The organism is Dysgonomonas sp. UBA7630 (assembly GCF_002483985.1).
Lineage (GTDB): Bacteria > Bacteroidota > Bacteroidia > Bacteroidales > Dysgonomonadaceae > Dysgonomonas.
Map to the genome: position 1 here is coordinate 125150 of NZ_DLIY01000037.1, position 20126 is coordinate 145275.

Below are 20126 nucleotides of genomic sequence, written 5' to 3' on the forward strand. Positions count from 1 at the left end.
CTCTTGATTTTTTAAATACAAAAAACAAATGTGATTCCCCAATAAAAGAATGAGTAAAACTCCACAATATATTATACTAAAGAAGACAGTTTTTCTCTTTTTATTCTGTTGTTTTTGTGGCATGACATACGCCCAATCCCTCACAGTAGTACGTGGAACTGTTAGAGATGCTGTAACAAAAGAAAAGTTACCTTTCGTAAGTGTTACGATCGACAATACATCTGCAGTAACATTTTCGGACGAAGATGGTGAATATAGACTAAGCTATAGGGGAAATAGAACGACAGTTTCGGCTTCACTGTTGGGGTACAAAAGCCAATCATTCACGATACATCCGGGCGTAACCACCACAAGAGAGATATTACTAGAACCAGAAGACAAACAACTGAAAGAAGTAATAGTACGTCCACAAAAAGAAAAATATTCGAAAAAGAATAATCCGGCTGTAGAACTGATCAAGAAAGTAATAGCCCACAAAGATATCAATAGTATTTCGGCATTAAAGTACTATCAGTATGAAGAGTACGAGCGTACATTTATAGCTCTGAATGAATTCAAGCCTGAACAATCGCAATTTAAGCGTTACAAATTCCTCCCTAATTATATAGATACATCTTTGATAGATAAAAAGCCTATCTTGCCGGTATCGGTAAGAGAAAAGCTAACAGATGTGTTCTATCGTAAAGATCCGAAAGGCAACAAACGTATTGTAAAAGGCTATCATATAGAAGGTCTTGATCAGACTTTCGAGACCGAAGCTCTCGATGCCATTATCAAAGAAGTTTTTAAGGATATTAATATTACAGACAACTCAATCACTTTACTATTTCAACAATTTGTCAGCCCGCTAAGTGATCACAGCTCTGTAAATTTCTATCGCTGGTATATATCCGACACAGTTAATATAGATCATAACCGATATGTGAAGCTCGACTTTGCCCCGTTCAATTCACGAGATATTGGCTTTACAGGGAACTTATTTATTTCTCTGGATAGTATGTATGCTGTAAAAAGAGCAATATTGAGAACTCCCCAAAAGATGAATATCAATTTTGTGGATGAACTGATCATACAACTCGATTTCAAAAAAACAGCAGACAACAAATGGATTCCGGACAAAGAGCGCATGGCCATAGACCTGTCGATGATAAACATGGTAAAATTCTATGTAGATAAAGTAAAGTCATACGAGAGATTTACAATAGACAATCCGATGGATCCCGTTTTTGCTTTGGCTGCTCCCGAAGCATTTGAAAAAGACTATCTGAAAAGAGATAAAAAATATTGGACTAACAGCCGTCCTCCGGATTTCAAGAAAGATTACCGGATGGATCAGATGATGGAAGATGTAAACAAAGTAGCTCTATTCAAAGTTTTGCTGAATGCTGGAAGTGTATTATCAACAGGCTATTTTCCTACCACCAAAAACAAGGAGGATACAAAGCTGGAAATTGGAAGACTCCCTACAATGTATAGTTTCAACCCTGTTGAAGGGAATCGTTTTAGATTGACCCTCAATACAACGAAGAACCTTCATAAACATCTCTTCTTATACGGATATGCAGCTTATGGTACTAAAGACGAAAAGTTTAAATACTATGGCGAAGCAACATGGGCTTTTAACGATGTAAAATATACCAAAGACGAATACCCAAGAAACAACCTGACGGTAGCTTATAAATATGATGTAAACACGCTTGGGCAACGACAGACACAAGCCGAGAAAGATAACATATTTATGTCGTTTCGCAGATCGAATAATGTGAAGATGACATACAACCGCCAGGCTGAAATATCGTACGATAAAGAATTTTACGGTGGATTCTCATTCACGCTCACCGGGCATACTTTTGATGAAGAAGCAGCCGGAAAACTTCTCTTTGAGAAGATGGACGAAAACGGTAACAAGTACAATGTAAATAGAATACGTACTACCGAAACAATGCTTACCTTGCGCTATGCACCGAATGAGAAATTCTACCAGATGCGCAGAAAGAGAAGTTCGTTGACTGCACCACGAACCATCTATACCTTATCGCATGTGATGGCAGTAAATAATCTCTTTGGTGGGCAATACAATTACAACAGAACTTCATTATCATTCTTCAAACAAATGTGGGTAGCTCCCTACGGAAAGCTGACCTTATCAGCACAGGCTGAAAAGCTGTGGGGCGAAGCTCCTTTTCCATTCTTGATTACGCCAAGCGCTAACAATTCATATACAGTCCAACGTGGTAACTATTATTTGATAGAACCGTTGGAGTTTGTGCACGATGCTCAAGTATCATGGGAAATATATTACCATCTGGGAGGCTGGTTATTCAATAGAATCCCTGTGCTTAAATGGTTGAAATGGAGAGAAGTATTTGGGTTCAGGGGATTCTATGGAGATTTGAGTAAGCGCAACAACCCTCGGTTTAATCACAATTTATTGTTATTTCCACAGGAGACGTTTGCAACCACAAATACCCCTTATATGGAATATAACATAGGTATCGAGAATGTTTTTAAATTCTTCCGAGTAGATTATGTTAGAAGGGTAAATTATCTCTACCATCCGAATGTAGATAAAGACGGAATCAGAATATCATTCGAGCTAACCTTTTAAAATTAGATAGAACCTAAAACTCTCAACAGTAGTTCTTGAGGATCAAGAGGGTGTTTCTTTTGTGTTTTTTTAGGAACAAGGACTTTCAATCCGAATGGAATTATTTTCACATGTATTTCTTTCCCCATCTCTACCGGATCACCGTCAATGTGCATCACCCCGGCTTGCTCTCTGATAATAGTAACTTCATTGGTCAAAAGCTCAACCATCTTACTATTTTCATCTATTTTTTTTGTAAACAATTGTAGTGAAGTTTGAGGTACATCCAATATTGAAAGAGGTTTCAATATCGCCACATTCATCAACCCGTCCTGTATATCGGCATGAGGTGCAATATGGGCATTGTATCCGTACTGCGATGCATTAGCACAAGTAACAACGAAGGCTTTATCCTTTATTGTACCTTCGGGGCATGTAACTATATACTCTTGTGGCTTTTGTTGAAAAAATATTTCAAGCATATTTCTGAGATACATCAAAGAACCTCTATTTTTCCTACCCGAAACCTTAGCTGCAACTTCAGCATCGAACCCTACTCCGCAGGTACAAAGGAATATACGGTCATTCACTGTTCCGTAATCAATGGATATTATATTTTCTTCTAATATGATCTCCATTGCTTTCTTCGGATCGATTGGAATGTTCAGGTCGCGTCCTAAACCATTTCCCGAGCCCATTGGTATAATACCAAGAGCTACATCAGAACCTACGAGAGCCCCTCCTACTTCATTTACGGTACCATCTCCCCCCACGGCAACCACATAGTCGGCCTTATCTTTTATTGCCTGAGTAGCTATTTCTGATCCATGACCGGGATAACCGGTAACAAAAATATGCACATCAAACTTATGGGCGTCAAATGCTTCAGCAATCTTATGCGGAATATTTTGCTTAGCCGAAGTACCCGATTTAGGGTTGATTATTACATATATTTTTTTCTTCTGAACCATAATGAAATGAATCTGTTTTGCGGTACAAAAATACTCTTTTAACTATCACTGTCAAAATAAATAAGTATTGAATTATATGACACGTAAAAAGGCTATTGATGCGATCCTATTATGGGTCTCCATATAAATAAAGTTATATTCTAAATTTATCTTATATATGAAGAAAGGCTTTCATAGATTGCTATAGTATTTTCTATACAAAACGAAAAGTAACACAATAAAATAACTCAAGAACTGTCACCTTTGTCACCTTTTAAACTTAAACATCTGTTTATATGACAATTACAAAAATAACTATTGTTACTTTTTTTATAAACTAAAACATCATCTATTGTTTGACTTATTGTCAATTATTTCTTTGCTTTTCCTTTTTTATGAAGCCTTTAACAATAAATAGAAAGAAGAACCTGTATCTTTGTCTCAATAAAACCTAAATCAGCTAAATGAGCATGCTAAACGAATGTGAACGTAGTCTAATCATCAGTTTAATCAAAAAAGAAGTTGTTCCGGCTATTGGATGTACAGAGCCTATTGCGGTCTCCCTATGTGTAGCCAAAGCCACTGAGGTATTGGAAACCGTGCCGGAGAAGATAAAAGTATACCTGAGCGCCAATATATTGAAAAATGCAATGGGCGTTGGTATTCCGGGAACAAAGATGGTAGGACTGCCTATAGCGATCGCACTAGGAGCTTTGATAGGTAAAAGTGAATATGGACTACAGGTGTTGAAAGACTTGAAGCCGGAAGATGTAGATACAGGGAAAGAATATATTGCGGAAAAACGCATAGAAATAGGGCTTAAAGAGGATATAGATGATAATCTATATATTGAGGTGCACTGCCTTAAGAACGAAAATGAAGCTGTAGCTATAATAAAAGGAACACACACACATTTTTCTCACATCTCTAGAAACGGAGAAATAACAGTAAATGAATGTGACAACAGCCTTTGCGAAGAGAATAAAGATGAGATAAAGTTATCCTTTTCAAAAGTATATGAGTTTGCGACAACTACTCCGATAGAAGATATTCGTTTTATACTTCAAGCGGCGGAACTAAACCGTACCGCTTCGAAGCTGTCAGCCCAAGGAAGCTATGGTCACAATGTAGCTAAAACGATGACAGGAGCATTGGGAAAACAAATATTCGGAGATTCAATGCTTACTCACATGATGTCGTATACCGCCGCGGCATGTGACGCACGTATGGATGGTGCTATGATACCGGTAATGAGCAATTCGGGCAGTGGTAATCAAGGAATTACGGCAACCCTGCCGGTTCTGACGTATGCAGAAGATACATATTGCTCGGAAGAGAGTCTGATAAGGGCATTAATTCTCAGCCACCTTACAGTAGTATATATAAAGCAGAAGCTAGGACGATTATCGGCTCTATGTGGTTGTGTTGCAGCTGCAACAGGTGCTAGTTGCGGGATAACTTACTTGATGGGAGGAGATTACAACCAAATAACATTTGCCGTAAAAAACATGGTTGGCAATATCACTGGGATGATTTGCGACGGGGCAAAGCCTAGTTGTGCCTTGAAGATATCCAGCGGAGTGTCTACAGCCGTGCTTTCGGCAATTATGGCAATGGAGCAAAAAGTAGTTTCTTCGCTAGAGGGTATTGTTGATGACGACGTGGACAAAACCATAGAGAACCTGACAAGTATAGGTGCTGTAGGTATGCAGGAAACAGACAAATTGGTGTTAAAGATAATGACCAGCAAATAACTCTTATGATTCATAGATTGAAATAAAAGAGCCGCCCCAAATGGAGCGACTCAAACCTAGATAACCAAACCCTATAACTAACTGTATCTTGCCTTTTAGAGCTTCTTTAAACCTTTTATATCGTTCTTACCTGCTTCTACAATGCTTATTGCATATCCTCCGGCAGGAGCACAGGATTGAGATAGTTTAGACTTATTAGAAATCACTACTTTTCGAATTGTATATGCCTGCGGATTGGTCTTATAATGAGCATCTTTTGCATCGCTATATATTGTAGCAATATATGTTTTTGCCGGATCGAGATAATCAAATGTAATAGTTGATGTACGTCCATTTTCATCACATACACTTCCTACAAACCAATTATTTGAACCCTTTGCCTTACGTGCTATTGTGATATATTCTCCCGGTTCTGCTTCAAGTATCTTACTTTCGTCCCAATCGATAGCTACATCTTTTATAAACTGGAAAGCATCAAGATGCTGTTTATAATTTTCTATCAAGTCGGCGGCCATTTGCAACGGACTATACATCGTCACATACAGTGCCAATTGATTCGCTAACGTACTGTTCACATGTGAATGATTATCAGGATTAATCTTGCTTACATCCATCTGGAAAATACCGGGAGTATAATCCATCGGTCCACCAATCAAACGGGTAAAAGGTAGTATGGTAACATGATTCGGTTTGCTACCTCCAAATGCCTGATATTCTGTTCCACGAGCTGACTCATTACCGATCAGATTAGGGTACGTACGACATACGCCTGTAGGACGAACTGCTTCATGAGCATTCAACATTATTTTATAATCGGCTGCTTTTTCCAAAGCATATTGATAATGATTTACCATCCATTGTCCGTAATGATATTCTCCACGAGGAATGATATCTCCTACATATCCGCTTTTTACAGAGTTATAACCATTATCCACCATAAATTTATATGCCTGATCAATATGGCGCTCATAATTACGAACCGAAGCCGATGTTTCGTGATGCATCATCATTTTAACACCTTTGCTCTTCGCATAATCATGCAATCCTTTCACATCAAAGTCTGGATATGGAGTAACAAAGTCAAACACATAATCTTTTGACTTACCAAACCAATCTTCCCAGCCTACATTCCAGCCTTCAACCAATACAGCATCAAACCCATGTTCTGCTGCAAAATCTATATATTCTTTCACATGAGCGGTATTTGCACCATGCTTACCATTTGGCTTTGTTTTAGAATAGTCTGTAACACCTAGCTGTACGCTATAGACATCATCAGTATAAGCCCATGTGCTTTTACCGGTAATCATCTCCCACCATACACCTACATATTTTACAGGCTTGATCCACGATGTATCTTCAATCTTACACGGCTCATTCAAGTTGAGTGTAATATGAGAAGCCAATACATCACGTGCATCATCACTCACTATCACAGTACGCCATGGCGTGTTACATGGAGCTTGCATATATCCCTTGTTGCCTTGTGCGTCAGGAGTCAACCAAGATTCGAATACCATATTCTTATCATCCAAGTTGAGATGCATACATGCGTAGTTTATCAAAGCAGCCTCATGCAGATTGATATACAACCCGTCATTTGTTTTCATCATCAATGCTGTTTGTACTCCTGTTGGAGAAAACGGTGTCTGAGAAGAGTTAGGAGTAATAGCCTTACTCATCAGCCCTCTTATCTCTGACAACTTCGATGTTGTATAATCATATTCTTGTGTATCATAATCGCCCGGGATCCAGAATGCTTTATGATCGCCTGCCATAGCAAACTGAGTTCGCTCTTCTTTTATAACAAAGTATATAAGATTCTTTTGCTCGGGAAATTCATAGCGAAAACCTAAGCCATCATCAAAGAGGCGAAAACGAATAAGGATGTGCCTGTCTGTTGATTGCTGATTTAGCGTTACAGCTAATTCATTATAATGATTGCGTATTTCTTTTACTTCACCCCATACAGGCTGCCATGTTTCATCAGAAGATGATGTCTTGGTGTCTATAACCTGAAATCCATTAAGTAAAGAAACCTTATCTTCCTTTTGCGAGTCTGTATTTCCTTTTATAGAAAAGTCATTGAAATCGGTATGAGAGTCACTGTTGTCTTTTAACTCCAAACCCAGCTTACTAGGCTTAATTACATCTTTTCCCTTATACGTTAAAGTATAAGTTGGCACACCATTACCCTGCAAATAAAACTTTAATGTAAGATTTCCATTTGGTGATTTGAGTTCTTGCGCTTTCACTGTTCCAAAGATTAAATAAAAGCCAATAAAAATAGAAATACTGATGATTTTTTTCATGATTCTTAAAAAAATATTTTCCTATATACAAAGAAACTACATTTAGAGCTGAGTGTTAGAATCCTTTTCTTGTAAACCAAACAAAATAATCTGCAAACGTTTGCAGATATTATAGCAAAAAGAAGAGATGACCTGATCAGCCATCTCTTCTAATAAGTATTTCGATTAATCTAATTTATTCAATTGTTCCTGTACCGGCATTGAAATCAAGAGTAACTTTTTTGCCTGCAGCAACAGGTACTGCTGCTTGATCGCCTCCGGCTCCTCTATATTCTATTTTTCCATTAAATATATTAAACTCACGAGTCCACCAATCAGTTGTAGCAGCAGATGAACCAGCATAGATTCTTAGATCTCCTGCAGCGGTAGTAGTTATTGTCATTTTATTCCCAGATATTGTAAACGGATATGTAGCCGCATCCCATCCCCCAAAGGCATTACCTATTCCGTATACCTTAGCAGGCTCTATAACAATCTTATCTGCAACCATATCAATGTACACCATGTAAAGACCGTCAGCATCAACTACAGCATTACCATCTTTTATTGAATATCCTTCTTTAGATGCAAGCTCTGAAAAGTCGCCACCATCCCAAGATGGTTGGGGAGCCCACTTGAAACCTTGGTTTGCAGTAAAATATCTTACACACCAGAATGAACCACTAGCTCCATTGACTGGAACCATTTTAACAACACCCGCAGGATCAGAGAACCAATTGCCAAACTCATTTCCTGTCATATAGAGTTCTTCGGGATAGGTAGGCTTTATAATTTCTCCTTGTACTGCTGAAACTGAAAATTTATTAGTACGAAGGTCAAGTTTTAGCGTCACATCGTATGCCGCACCAAGAGGTACACTAAGGTTTTTACCTCCTCCTTTGAGTTCAGTAGAAGACGAAGCAAGTGCAACTCCACCATCAGAGTCTCCGATAGATCCCATATTAGTATGAAATTTAATAGTAGATGATGCATCGTATGGAATAGTAATACCCCAATCTCCATTAAACCTAAACTTCATTTGATCCTTTGTAAAAGGGAAAGTGCCTTTAAATTCAACTGTAGCAGTCGACTCGTTATAGTTAACACTAGTAAAAGGGGATTCGGCATTCCATCCCTGAGGAGTGGCCGCTCCAATAACTCCAAACTTAGCCGGAACTATCGTGAGTTGACTTAAATTACTGTTATAAATAAGAAAATATAAACCATCCTCAGTCACTTTGTAAGCAGGACCTTCTGCTACAAGCTCACTAGTTACAGAAGAAACCTCTGCACCTTTTCCATAATTGATTATATTTCCTGTTGCATCAGCTTTTGTTATAAATAAATCTCCACTTGCTTTTAACCATGTAAAAATAGTAGACACACCTTCTCTCTCATCGGTGTCGGGATCTGGATATCCGGCCTTGAATGATGCTGCCGGTGCAATCGATTTATATACCACAGCCGACCCTGATACATAAACACCAGGCTGCACGTCATCGACTACCACCCAATTATCATTTTCACCACAAGCGGTGAAGCCCAGTATAAGGCAGAGTGTTATTCCCCAATATATAATTTTATTTTTCATCTTATTGCTATTTAATTTAGTATTAATATTTAGGGTTTTGAGTTAGATTCTTATTGTTATCCAAAACTGCGAATGGAATAGGGAACACTTTCCGATATGGCTCAGAAGGACTTCTGTCCATAGCAGCTTTATTAAATTGTCCAAATCGAATCAAATCTTGACGACGGAATCCTTCCCAAGATAATTCTAGCATTCTTTCCTTTAGTATATTTTCCAATGTTGCTGGTCTCTCGGATGCACTAACTCGATCTCGAACTTCTTTTAATAAGGCATCTGCATTTTGTCCGTCTCTAACCATAGCTTCAGCTTTCATCAATAAGACATCGGCGTAGCGATATAACACATAATCGTTGCTAACCAATTGTCCTCCGGCCTGAGCATTAGGGTCAAATTCATATTTTTTCCAACGAGCTCCTGCAGTTTTTTCTGTAGCCTCATTACTCGTATTTATTTTTATAGCATCAGGTTTGTACTCTAACACAACATCTCCATCCATTATATCACTACCATCGGGACCTTGTACCTTTCCTGTAAAGAAGCAGATATTCAGACGAGGATCTTCTCCACCTTCTCTAAAGACCTTTAATAAATCTGTCGTTGCTGATGCTCCATTCCATCCATCTTGTCCCCAAGCTTTAGCGTGAGCATAGTGACGAGTACGCACACAATACATATTTCTCGCTTTATATAATGTAGGATCCATTGGTATGACAAAAATATTTTCTACCGAACCTTCATTTTTAACAGCAAAATTGGCCGAATAACTTGGATTTAATGTGTAACCTTCTTCTTTTATCAAATCACAGTATTTGATAGTAGCTTTCCAAGCTCCTATGTCACTTCCATCAACAGAGAATGAAGTTGAGCCGTTAGGAACTCCGTTATTATCTTCCCAGTTATCGTCAGAATAGACCTGAGCATTTAATGCCAGCTTGGCTAGAAGAAAGTATGCTACAGATTTTGTCATACGCCCATAATATTCTCCCGGGACTGCACTCTTTGCCGATTTTAACAGGGGTAACGCTTCCTGTAATTCTGTCTTTACAAAGTTGAAAACTTCACTCCTTTCAGCTTGTTTTACCTCACTGATCTCTGTAGAAGAAGATGTTACAATAGGTACGCGGGCAAAATTATCTAATAAATAATAGTAATACATAGCACGAAGCGCTCTTACCTCTGCAATATATTCTTTAAGGTATACATTTTCACTATCCTGATCTAAATAGAACTGCATCTTATCTATCGACTGATTACACTTACCAACAACACGGTAGAGGTAGTCCCAAGAACCTTTTACAAGGTCGTTAGTAGATGTCCATTGATGCTGATACAGATTTACCCATAGCCCTCCATCGTACCAGTCAGCTCCTCTGGTTGGCAAAACAGCTTCATCTGCAGTAAAAAGATTGAGGTCATTCAAACCACGATCAGTTCCTGCCAAGCCACTACCTCCTCCATCAGCTCCAATCTCTGTATACAATCCAGCTACAGCATTCAAGTAGATCAACTGCTGACTTTTGTAAGCCTCATCTTCCGGCAATTGATCAATCGGTTTTTCGTCCAAAGAGCAAGCATTAAGTCCTAGAATAACTGCTCCTGCAATAAAACTATATAGAAATTTCTTTTTCATAATTGCTTATTCTTTAAAAATTAATATTAAGACCAATAGAGTATGTACGGCTCAATGGATAGAAACGTTTATCATCTATACCTAGATCGTTATCTGTTTTATTAGCATCTAGTGTCGAGCTATTAATCATCGGAGAAAGACCTTTATAAGCTGTGAATGTATGTAAATTGTTTACAGACGCAGTAATACGCATCGTCTTTATATATTTGCTAAACTTAGATGTATTGATATTATAGCCTAAAGTTAAATATGCTATATTTAGATAATCACCTTTCTCCAGCCAATAATCACTTACTCTGTTGTCTCTTATGTTCATCTTAGGAGCATCAGGCAGCACATTGTATGTTGGAAAATTATTCATATTCATATAAGATAAGTATGTACCGTTGAATATTTTATGTCCAAATGCGCCATTCAATTGAGTTTGAATATCAAAGTCCTTATACCTAAAGTTTATGTTTGCCCCAAGGAAAAACTTAGGAATTGACTGTCCTGCTATATAACGATCTTTACCCGCAGAAGTAATCACTGAGCCATCATTATCCAAGTCCAAAATATTATAAGAATAGCTATCAAAGCCATCGTTGATAATACCAGTCGCCTTAGGAAGATAAAATACGCCTAATGGTTGACCGACCAAATTGTAAACCACGTTGTTATCACCCCCGATCGATCCTGCACCAGAGATACCTCCAAGAGACATGTAAGTAGCAGCATTAATCTCCTGACCTTTGTACACACCATCTAGAGACAATAACTTATTTTTCTGGTATGCGCCATTAGCAGAAATAGTCAGCCCCATATCTTTTTTCTTTATCGGAGTAAAGTTTACTGCCAGTTCGAGCCCTTGATTCTCCATTGACCCCATATTAGCAAGTAAAGTAGGATGAATAAATGGAGGTACCGGTACTGTATAATTGAATAACAAGTCTGAAGTTTTAGAATAATAATAGTCAAAGGTTATATCTAACTTATTTTTCAAGATAGACAAATCAAATCCAGCATCAAAAGTTTTTTTAGTTTCCCATTTCAAATCAGGGTTAGGATTTCTTAAGTAGCCATATGATACAGCAGGGTCGCCATTTACGGTAACAAGTCCTGTAGGCCCCATTAACTGTAATGAATTATATGCAGAAATTGCATCCTGATTACCCGTAACACCATAACCAGCTCTCAGTTTAAAATTATCGATAACAGATATATTTTTGATAAATTCTTCTTCACTCATATTCCATGCTAGTGATCCTGAAGGGAAGAAGCCCCATTTGTTGTTATCTCCTAATTTAGAGGATCCATCGCTTCTTAAATTGACTGTTGCGATATATTTTCCATTATATACATAGTTAAAGCGTCCAAGTATTGAAAATATATCATATCCATTTCTGTATGAGCTGACATCTCCATATTTTACCAAAGCACCACCTTTCAAATTATCTGTATCAAAATAATTAGTACCAAAGCCTCTCGACTGAGAGGTAAAACCATGATATTTATAATTTTGACCTTCAACTAACCCTAGAATGTCAATAGCATGTACATCATTTAGGGTCTTCTTATAATTTAATCCTAGATTACCCATTAATATGTCTGAATTAGCCAATCCTCTATAGGCTAACCCCTTCTCTCTTATACCTTCTTTTATGTTTGTTGGTAAATACTTCGAATTTTCTTTCGAATTATATGTATATGATCCAAATGCACTAAACTTAAGTCCATCTATTATCGTCCAAGTCAATTTAGCATGAGCATTCAGATAAGCATTATTTTCTCTATCATTGATAGTCAAACGCCCTAGAGGATTATCAACCTCGTTAGCATTAACATCTTCCGGCCATGTTCCATCTTCATTTTGTGTAGCTGGAAATGTAGGATTAAATGAAGCCGCTGAATAAAAAGTCTTTTGATAGTTATTTACATATCGTTGTTCTTTCTTAGAACCGAATATCCCCATTTCCAATTGAATTTTTTTATCGAAAAAGAACTGGCTAATATCAATTTTAGCAGTATAGTTTTTCATCCAGTTATTTTTGATTATACCTTTCTGATCTACAATACCTAGAGATGCCCGATAGTTTGAATCCTCTGTTCCTCCACCAAAGGCAATTCTATGATTCTGGGTATAACCAAGTTGTTGCATTTCTTCTAAGAAATTAGTATTGGCTCCTCCATCAATAGCATTTGTCAATCCCAAATCCTGAACTGCCTGACGATATTGGTTTCCGTTAAGCATTTTGATATTCTTATACACCGATTCAATACCAAAAGTTCCATCATAACTCAAGCTTCTAACTCCATATTTTCCCTTTGTAGTTGTTACCACAATAACACCACTAGCCCCACGAGATCCATACTGAGCAGTTTCTGAAGCATCCTTCAATATCGTAAAACTCTCAATATCAGAAGGAGCAATTGCATTAAGTAACCCTAAATCTCCAAATACTCCATCGATAATAACAAGTGGATCATTACCTCCTGACAAAGAAGTCGTTCCACGCACACGAATAGAAGCCCCTGCTGTTGGATCTCCTCCAACCTTAGAAATATTAACTCCGGCAACTTTACCTTTAAGTGCATCTAATGGATTATTAACCACTCCGGCATTCATATCCTCTTTACTGATTTTTTGTACAGCACCAGATACAGTATGCTTACTACCGGTAGCATACCCAATAGCTATTACATCTGACAACATAACAGCGTCTTCTTCCATTAACACATTAATATTTGTTTTTCCTGATACAGAGACTTCTATGTTTTTGAAGCCGATATAAGAAAAAACCAAAGTACCATTGGACGGAACATTATTGATTTCATAATTACCATCCAAATCTGTTATAGTACCATTAGTTGTACCCTTAACAACAACACTACCACTAATGATAGGTTCACCGTTATTGTCCTTCACATTACCTTTAACTGTGATATTTTCGCCTTGCGCAAAAATATTTGATGTTGACACCAATATTCCTAGCATAAATAGTAGGAATACATTTAAACATCTGTTCTTAATCTTTCTTTTCATGCGAAATAATATTAAGATTAACATTAATATTGATTAGTTTATTACTTATTTCTATATAATCGGTTTATATATTCTATCGTACATAACATACTATTCGTATTCAATAAAAATTCTTATCAACCCTGAATTTTAAATAGAGGACAGAAGAGACAAATGTTATATTTTGTATATTTTTAAATAAATCTCGGTCTAGATTTAACATTAGAAACACTTGTATTTTCATGACATTTTAGGATTATAGTACAAATATGAGAAGACCTATTTTGTTTTGTATCAAAAGATTTTATAAAAAGCTGCTTTTTGNNGCAAACGATTGCAATCGGATTGTAACATATATTTTGTTTATCAACCTTTTATAATCTTTAATATAACCATTATACATAATATATTAAATGAATGTGTACATTTGCGATGATATGCTGGACATTTGCAATTAGCAAAACTTATTTCGAAACGAAGACAATTTCTATACGATATATATACACAATTATAGAAGACTCTAAATTGCCGTCCCCTGTACACTAAAAGAAATAATATAAACTCAATATATGTTAAACAAAAAAGCTTAATGGGTTGTTTAAGATTTGACTACAATTAATTATTTATGAATAACATAAAAAGTATTTTATCTATCACCTTACTTAGTACATTACTACTATGCGCATGTAAAAAAACTCAAGTCGAGGCTCCAATTGTTGAAGTTGAAACTGTAACAACAGATAATTTCGAAATATACGGAGAATACGTGGGCCTTATTAAAGCATCACGTAATGTGGAAATTCATGCACGTGTAGAGGGATTCCTCGAAAAGATGACCTTTAATGAAGGAAAAGGAGTGAAAGCGGGAGAACCTTTATTTTACATTAACGACAGAACTTACAAAGCTAAAGTTGAAAAAGCAAAAGCAAAGCTAAAAAGAGATGAAGCGCAGGCTCTAAAAGCAGAAAGTGATCTCAAAAGAATAGAACCTTTATATAATCAAAATGCTGCCAGCAAGCTAGACCTTGACAATGCAGTAGCTGCACTGAATATGTCGAAAGCTGATGTGGCTATGAGTAAAGCCGACTTGGAACAAGCCGAACTGGAGTTAAGCTATACAGTGGTACGGTCTCCCCTATCCGGCTATATTAGCGAACGGTATGTGGACATAGGAACATTGGTAGGAAATTCGAAGTCGTTATTGGCTACAGTAGTAAAAAGAGACACCGTATTGGTCGATTTCAAACTTACTTCTCTCGACTATCTAAGAAGTCAACGCAGGAATGTGCATTTAGGCGAACTGGATACAACTCGGTCGTGGCAGCCAACTGTTACTGTTACGCTTGCAGACAACTCTGTATACAGCGAAAAAGGAATTGTAGACTTTGCATCCCCCCTTGTTGACCCTAAAACAGGAACTTTTGGCGTTCGTGCCGTATTGCCTAATCCCAATCAGGTTCTTCTACCGGGACAATTCACGCGTGTAAAACTATTACTAAATGTATTGGAGAATGTTGTCGTTATTCCCCGCAAAGCTATTTCGATAGAAAAAGGAGGAGCTCATATATTCGTTATACGTCCGGACAGTATAGTAGAAAAACGCTATGTAGAGACCGGCCCCGAACATGATAATAAGATAGTAGTTATCCGTGGATTGAGTCCGAATGAGCACATTGTTGTAGAAGGATATCAAAAGCTTACTCACGGACAAAAGGTTATATCGAGGACTACTAAAGAGGAAGCAAAAATAGAGGCTCTCGAGAAAGCGGATGAAAAGAAGAAGGAGGATAAAAAATGAAGCCGGGATTATTTATAGACAGGCCTGTACTTTCTACCGTCTTATCCTTACTGATTGTTATTATAGGTATCATTGGGCTGGTACTATTGCCGATAGAACAGTATCCGCAAATAACACCTCCCGTTGTAAAAATAGGAGCTTCTTACCCGGGAGCAAATGCAACAACAGTTTCTCAAGCAGTGGCAACACCCATCGAACAAGAGTTGAACGGTACGCCCGGTATGATATATATGGAATCAAGCAGTTCCAATTCGGGAGGACTATCCATCACCGTTACGTTTGATGTAAATACCAATGCTGACCTCGCAGCAGTAGAAATACAAAACAGGGTAAAGTTAGCCGAAAGTCGTCTACCGGCTGAAGTTCTACAAGGTGGGATTTCTGTTGAAAAGCAAGCACCCGGACAATTAATGACTATTGCTTTGACATCTGACGACCCTAAATATGACGAGATATACTTAAGCAACTATGCAACTATAAATATACTTGACGTTATCAGGCGTATACCCGGAGTGGGACGTGTTTCGAATGTCGGCAGCCGATATTATGGCATGCAAATATGGGTATATCCGGACAGGCTCGCCAGTTTTGGACTAACAATCAAAGATTTGCAGGATGCTCTAAAAGATCAGAATAGAGAGTCGGCTGCGGGTGAACTCGGTAAACAACCAATTGTTCATGTGGATGTGACTATGCCCATCACAGCACAAGGACGTTTGTCTACAGTGAGTGAATTTGAAGATATTGTAGTAAAAGCCAACAACGACGGTTCGTTCATACGCATGAGAGACGTTGCAAGAGTCTCTCTGGAAGCATCATCATATAGTACAGAAAGTGGTTTGAATGGCAAATATGCAACCATGTTGAGCATCTATCTTCTTCCCGGTGCTAATGCGATGGAAGTAGCGGATGAAGTAAAGGCAGCCATGGGAAATATAAAACAAGATTTTCCCGAAGGCTTAGATTATCTGATACCTTTCGATATGACGGAATACATCGGAGAATCTATCCACGAAGTTTATAAAACATTGTTCGAAGCTCTGACGCTTGTTATTATAGTAGTATTCCTTTCGTTACAAAATTGGCGTGCGGCTATTATTCCGATAGTTGCCGTGCCTATTTCCTTGATAGGAACATTCGGATTTATGCTTATGATGGGATTCTCCCTTAATATGCTGACTCTTTTGGGATTAGTTTTAGCGATCGGTATTGTTGTGGATGATGCGATTGTCGTCGTCGAGAACGTAGAACGTATTATGGAACAGAAGGGGGTAAATGCACGGGAAGCCACACACAGGGCAATGAAAGAGCTGACAGGCGCTTTGATTGCCACATCGTTAGTATTGGCTGCTGTATTCGTTCCGGTAAGCTTCCTTGACGGGATAACTGGAGCACTCTACAGGCAATTCTCTGTAACCATTGTCGTATCGGTACTTATTTCTGCAGTAGTAGCTCTTACACTTAGTCCTGCCATGTGTGCTATAATATTAAAGCCATCGAAAAAGAAAAAGCACTTCATCTTCCGCAAAATAAATATCTGGCTAGGGAATGGCAATAAGAAATATGCCAATATCTTACTAAAGGTTATAAACAACCCTAGACGTACGATGGCTGCATTTGGTATGGTGCTTGTATTTATTTTCGTATTGAATAAAATAGTTCCTACCAGTTTCATTCCGCAAGAAGATCAAGGTTATTTTACCGTAGAGCTTGAAATGCCCGAAGGCACAACACTAGAGCGTATGCGAACGGTTACGGATAGAGCTGTAGCTTATCTGGACAATCATGAAGCAGTAGAGTATGTACAAAATGTGACAGGATCAAGCCCTCGTGTAGGAACCAATCAGGGACGCACAACACTGACGGTTATCCTTAAACCGTGGAAAGAAAGAAGTACGGGAGTGGATCAAGTGATGCGTGATGCTCAAAAAGAATTCTACAATTACCCCGAAATAAGAGCATTTGTGAGTCGCCCTCCCGTCATTCCGGGACTCGGATCGGCAGGTGGCGTTGAAATGAAGCTTCAAGCCCGCTCCGATGCTCAATGGGACGATCTGGTGGCTGCGTCTGATACTTTTATGTATTATGCAAATAAGTCTAAGATCATTTCAAATGTATCTTCCTCTCTACAATCAGAAATACCTCAACTATATTTTGACGTAGACCGTGATCAGGCAATGCTACTCGGAGTGCCAATGTCTGATATTTTTTCAACAATGAAAGCCTATCTGGGGTCAGTATATGTAAATGATTTCAATATGTTTAACCGCATATACAAAGTATACATTCAGGCCGATCAATCATACAGGGCAACAGCCAGCGATATCAATCTTTTTTTCGTGAAAACGAAAAGTGGAGACATGGTTCCGCTTACAGCTTTGGGTAAAACCAGCTATACCACAGGACCGGGGAATATATCGCGCTTCAATATGTACACATCGGCATCTATGCAGGTTACCCCTTCGGCAGGACATAGCTCGGGACAAGCGATGAGCGAAATTGTAAACATCGCAAAAGAACACCTACCCGCTAATATCGGGGTAGCATGGAGCGGTCTCTCTTTTCAGGAACAAAAGGCTAGCGGGCAAACAGGTACAGTTTTAATACTGGTTCTGATATTTGTATTCTTGTTCTTAGCTGCATTATACGAAAGTTGGACTGTACCAATTTCTGTGATATTATCCTTACCCATTGCTGCGCTAGGAGCATTTATCGGCATTTGGATATTAGGACTGGACAATGATGTGTATTTTCAGATCGGACTCGTAACCTTAATCGGATTAGCCGCTAAAAATGCTATTCTGATCGTAGAATTTGCCAAGATACAGGTCGATGCAGGTATGCAACCAATATTTGCAGCAATGCAAGCAGCCAAATTACGTTTCCGCCCGATATTGATGACATCTTTAGCATTCGTACTGGGTATGTTACCGATGGTAATAGCTTCCGGACCGGGATCAGCAAGTAGGCATTCGATAGGAACAGGTGTATTTTTCGGTATGATTGTAGCTATAACATTAGGAATAATACTTGTGCCATTCTTCTTTGTGATAGTATATAAAGTAAAGGATAAGTTTAAGATTCCGGAACTTAAGTTTCCTAAATTCCCGAAAATAAAGAAACTTATAAAAAGAGATAACAATGAATAAACTTACATATATACTACTCATTTCCATAGTATTACTCTCATCTTGTAAAATAGGTCAGAAATACGAACAGCCCGAAATGAATATCCCTCAGGCATTCGATGCAAAAATAACGAATGAGGGGAATGCTTCTGACATCGGATGGAGTGCTCTATATAAGGATTCTGTATTACAAGGACTCATCACAAAAGCTCTCGACCACAACAAAGACATGCTCATAGCAGCTGCCCGCATAAAAGAAATGGCTGCAAACAAACGTATATCATTTGCAAACCTATTCCCTGAAGTAGGGGCTGAAGTGGCAGGGCAAAAGGAATATCTGAACTATGGTGGCGATTCGAAAAAATATTCACCTGAGCTAAGAGCCAATCTTAATGTATCGTGGGAATTGGATATATGGGGCAAACTGAGATGGGCCAACGAAGCCGGAATTGCTGCATATCTGCAAACGGTAGAAGCGCAAAAAGCCATGCACCTAACCATCGTAGCACAGGTTGCTCAGGCATACTTTGAATTAAAAGCATTAGATAAAGAGCTTACAATAGTGAAACAGACTCTGGATGCCAGACGTGAAGGAGTTCGTTTTGCCAAATTGCGCTACGAAGGTGGTTTGACATCTGAAATACCATACAGGCAAAGCCTTGTTGAACTTGCCCGTACCGAAACGCTGATTCCAAATCTAGAAAATGAGATAAAACTGAAAGAGAATGATCTTTTTGTACTCGTTGGAGAGTTTCCCATCGGAAACATTCCCAGAGGCAAAGATGACATTAGCCACCTGCAAGTTCCAGCCAGCCTACCTATCGATTTACCGTCGTCGCTACTGAAACGCCGTCCGGATATGATACAGGCAGAGCAAAAGCTGATAGAGGCTAATGCTAAAGTAGGGATGGCCTACACGGATATGTTTCCTTCGTTAAGACTTACAGGGCGTTTAGGTGGAGAAAATACCGAACTGACAGACTTTCTTAAAAGTCCGACATGGTTTATCTCGGGAGTACTTACCGGCCCTATATTCAATATGGGTAAAAACAAAGCAAAACATAATGCGGCAAAGGCTGCATACGAGCAAGAAGTATATAGCTACGAAAAATCTGTATTGAATGTATTTAAGGAAGTAAACAACTCTATCATTACGTTCAATAAAATGAAAGAGGTATATCTGTCACAAGAAGCTTTATACAATTCAGCTAACTCTTATCACGAGCTGGCTAAGTTGCAATATGTAAATGGAGCTGTTAAGTATATCGATGTGCTGGATGCTCAACGTCAGTTGTTCGATGCCGAGATAGCTTTGAACAATGCTACGTTAAACGAACTCTATTCGTTAGTTGCTCTCTACAAAGCATTGGGTGGAGGGCTTAATAGGGACTAAAAA

10 protein-coding genes are annotated in these 20126 nt (G+C 38.3%); 5 read left to right on the forward strand and 5 right to left on the reverse strand.

The genetic code is table 11. From position 1 onward, the window contains the following. Positions 1–49: 49 nt before the first annotated feature. Positions 50–2608, forward strand: coding sequence for a DUF5686 and carboxypeptidase-like regulatory domain-containing protein (locus tag B3P17_RS15330; RefSeq protein ID WP_252636582.1), 2559 nt, complete (start codon positions 50–52; stop codon positions 2606–2608). Positions 2609–2610: 2 nt separating this feature from the next. Here B3P17_RS15330 and B3P17_RS15335 read toward each other — a convergent pair whose 3' ends face one another. Then, a complete protein-coding gene (locus B3P17_RS15335; protein WP_252636583.1) occupies positions 2611–3558 on the reverse strand; it encodes a diacylglycerol/lipid kinase family protein in 948 nt (315 codons plus the stop codon). A gap of 449 nt (positions 3559–4007) precedes the next feature. On the opposite strand from B3P17_RS15335, the gene B3P17_RS15340 reads away from it, so the two are divergent. Continuing rightward, positions 4008–5291, forward strand: coding sequence for a serine dehydratase subunit alpha family protein (locus tag B3P17_RS15340; RefSeq protein WP_252636666.1), 1284 nt, complete (start codon positions 4008–4010; stop codon positions 5289–5291). Between the two features lie 95 nt (positions 5292–5386). Here B3P17_RS15340 and B3P17_RS15345 read toward each other — a convergent pair whose 3' ends face one another. The 4 genes from B3P17_RS15345 to B3P17_RS15360 all read right to left on the reverse strand — a co-directional run bounded on the left by B3P17_RS15345 (position 5387) and on the right by B3P17_RS15360 (position 13825). Further along, on the reverse strand, positions 5387–7603 hold the full coding sequence (locus tag B3P17_RS15345; protein ID WP_252636584.1) for a glycoside hydrolase family 97 protein: 2217 nt from the start codon (positions 7601–7603) through the stop codon (positions 5387–5389). A gap of 175 nt (positions 7604–7778) precedes the next feature. Continuing rightward, on the reverse strand, positions 7779–9173 hold the full coding sequence (locus tag B3P17_RS15350; protein ID WP_252636585.1) for a SusF/SusE family outer membrane protein: 1395 nt from the start codon (positions 9171–9173) through the stop codon (positions 7779–7781). 22 nt (positions 9174–9195) lie between these two features. After that, positions 9196–10803: a RagB/SusD family nutrient uptake outer membrane protein gene (locus B3P17_RS15355; protein ID WP_252636586.1), complete on the reverse strand. Its 1608-nt coding sequence runs from the start codon at positions 10801–10803 to the stop codon at positions 9196–9198. A gap of 13 nt (positions 10804–10816) precedes the next feature. Then, complete coding sequence (locus B3P17_RS15360) at positions 10817–13825, reverse strand: SusC/RagA family TonB-linked outer membrane protein (RefSeq protein ID WP_252636587.1); 3009 nt, start codon at positions 13823–13825, stop codon at positions 10817–10819. 604 nt (positions 13826–14429) lie between these two features. Between B3P17_RS15360 and B3P17_RS15365 the strand changes: the two genes are divergently transcribed. Genes B3P17_RS15365 through B3P17_RS15375 form a run of 3 tightly spaced genes read left to right on the forward strand, consistent with a single transcriptional unit; the run spans position 14430 to position 20123 of the window. Next, positions 14430–15602 carry an efflux RND transporter periplasmic adaptor subunit gene (locus B3P17_RS15365; RefSeq protein WP_252636588.1) on the forward strand — a complete coding sequence of 391 codons (1173 nt, stop codon included), beginning with the start codon at positions 14430–14432 and terminating at the stop codon, positions 15600–15602. After that, complete coding sequence (locus B3P17_RS15370; RefSeq protein ID WP_252636589.1) at positions 15599–18751, forward strand: efflux RND transporter permease subunit; 3153 nt, start codon at positions 15599–15601, stop codon at positions 18749–18751. The genes B3P17_RS15365 and B3P17_RS15370 overlap by 4 nt, the downstream gene beginning before the upstream one ends. Next, positions 18744–20123 (forward strand): efflux transporter outer membrane subunit, encoded by a 1380-nt coding sequence (locus tag B3P17_RS15375; protein ID WP_252636590.1) that lies wholly within the window; start codon positions 18744–18746, stop codon positions 20121–20123. The genes B3P17_RS15370 and B3P17_RS15375 overlap by 8 nt, the downstream gene beginning before the upstream one ends. Positions 20124–20126 lie beyond the last annotated feature (3 nt).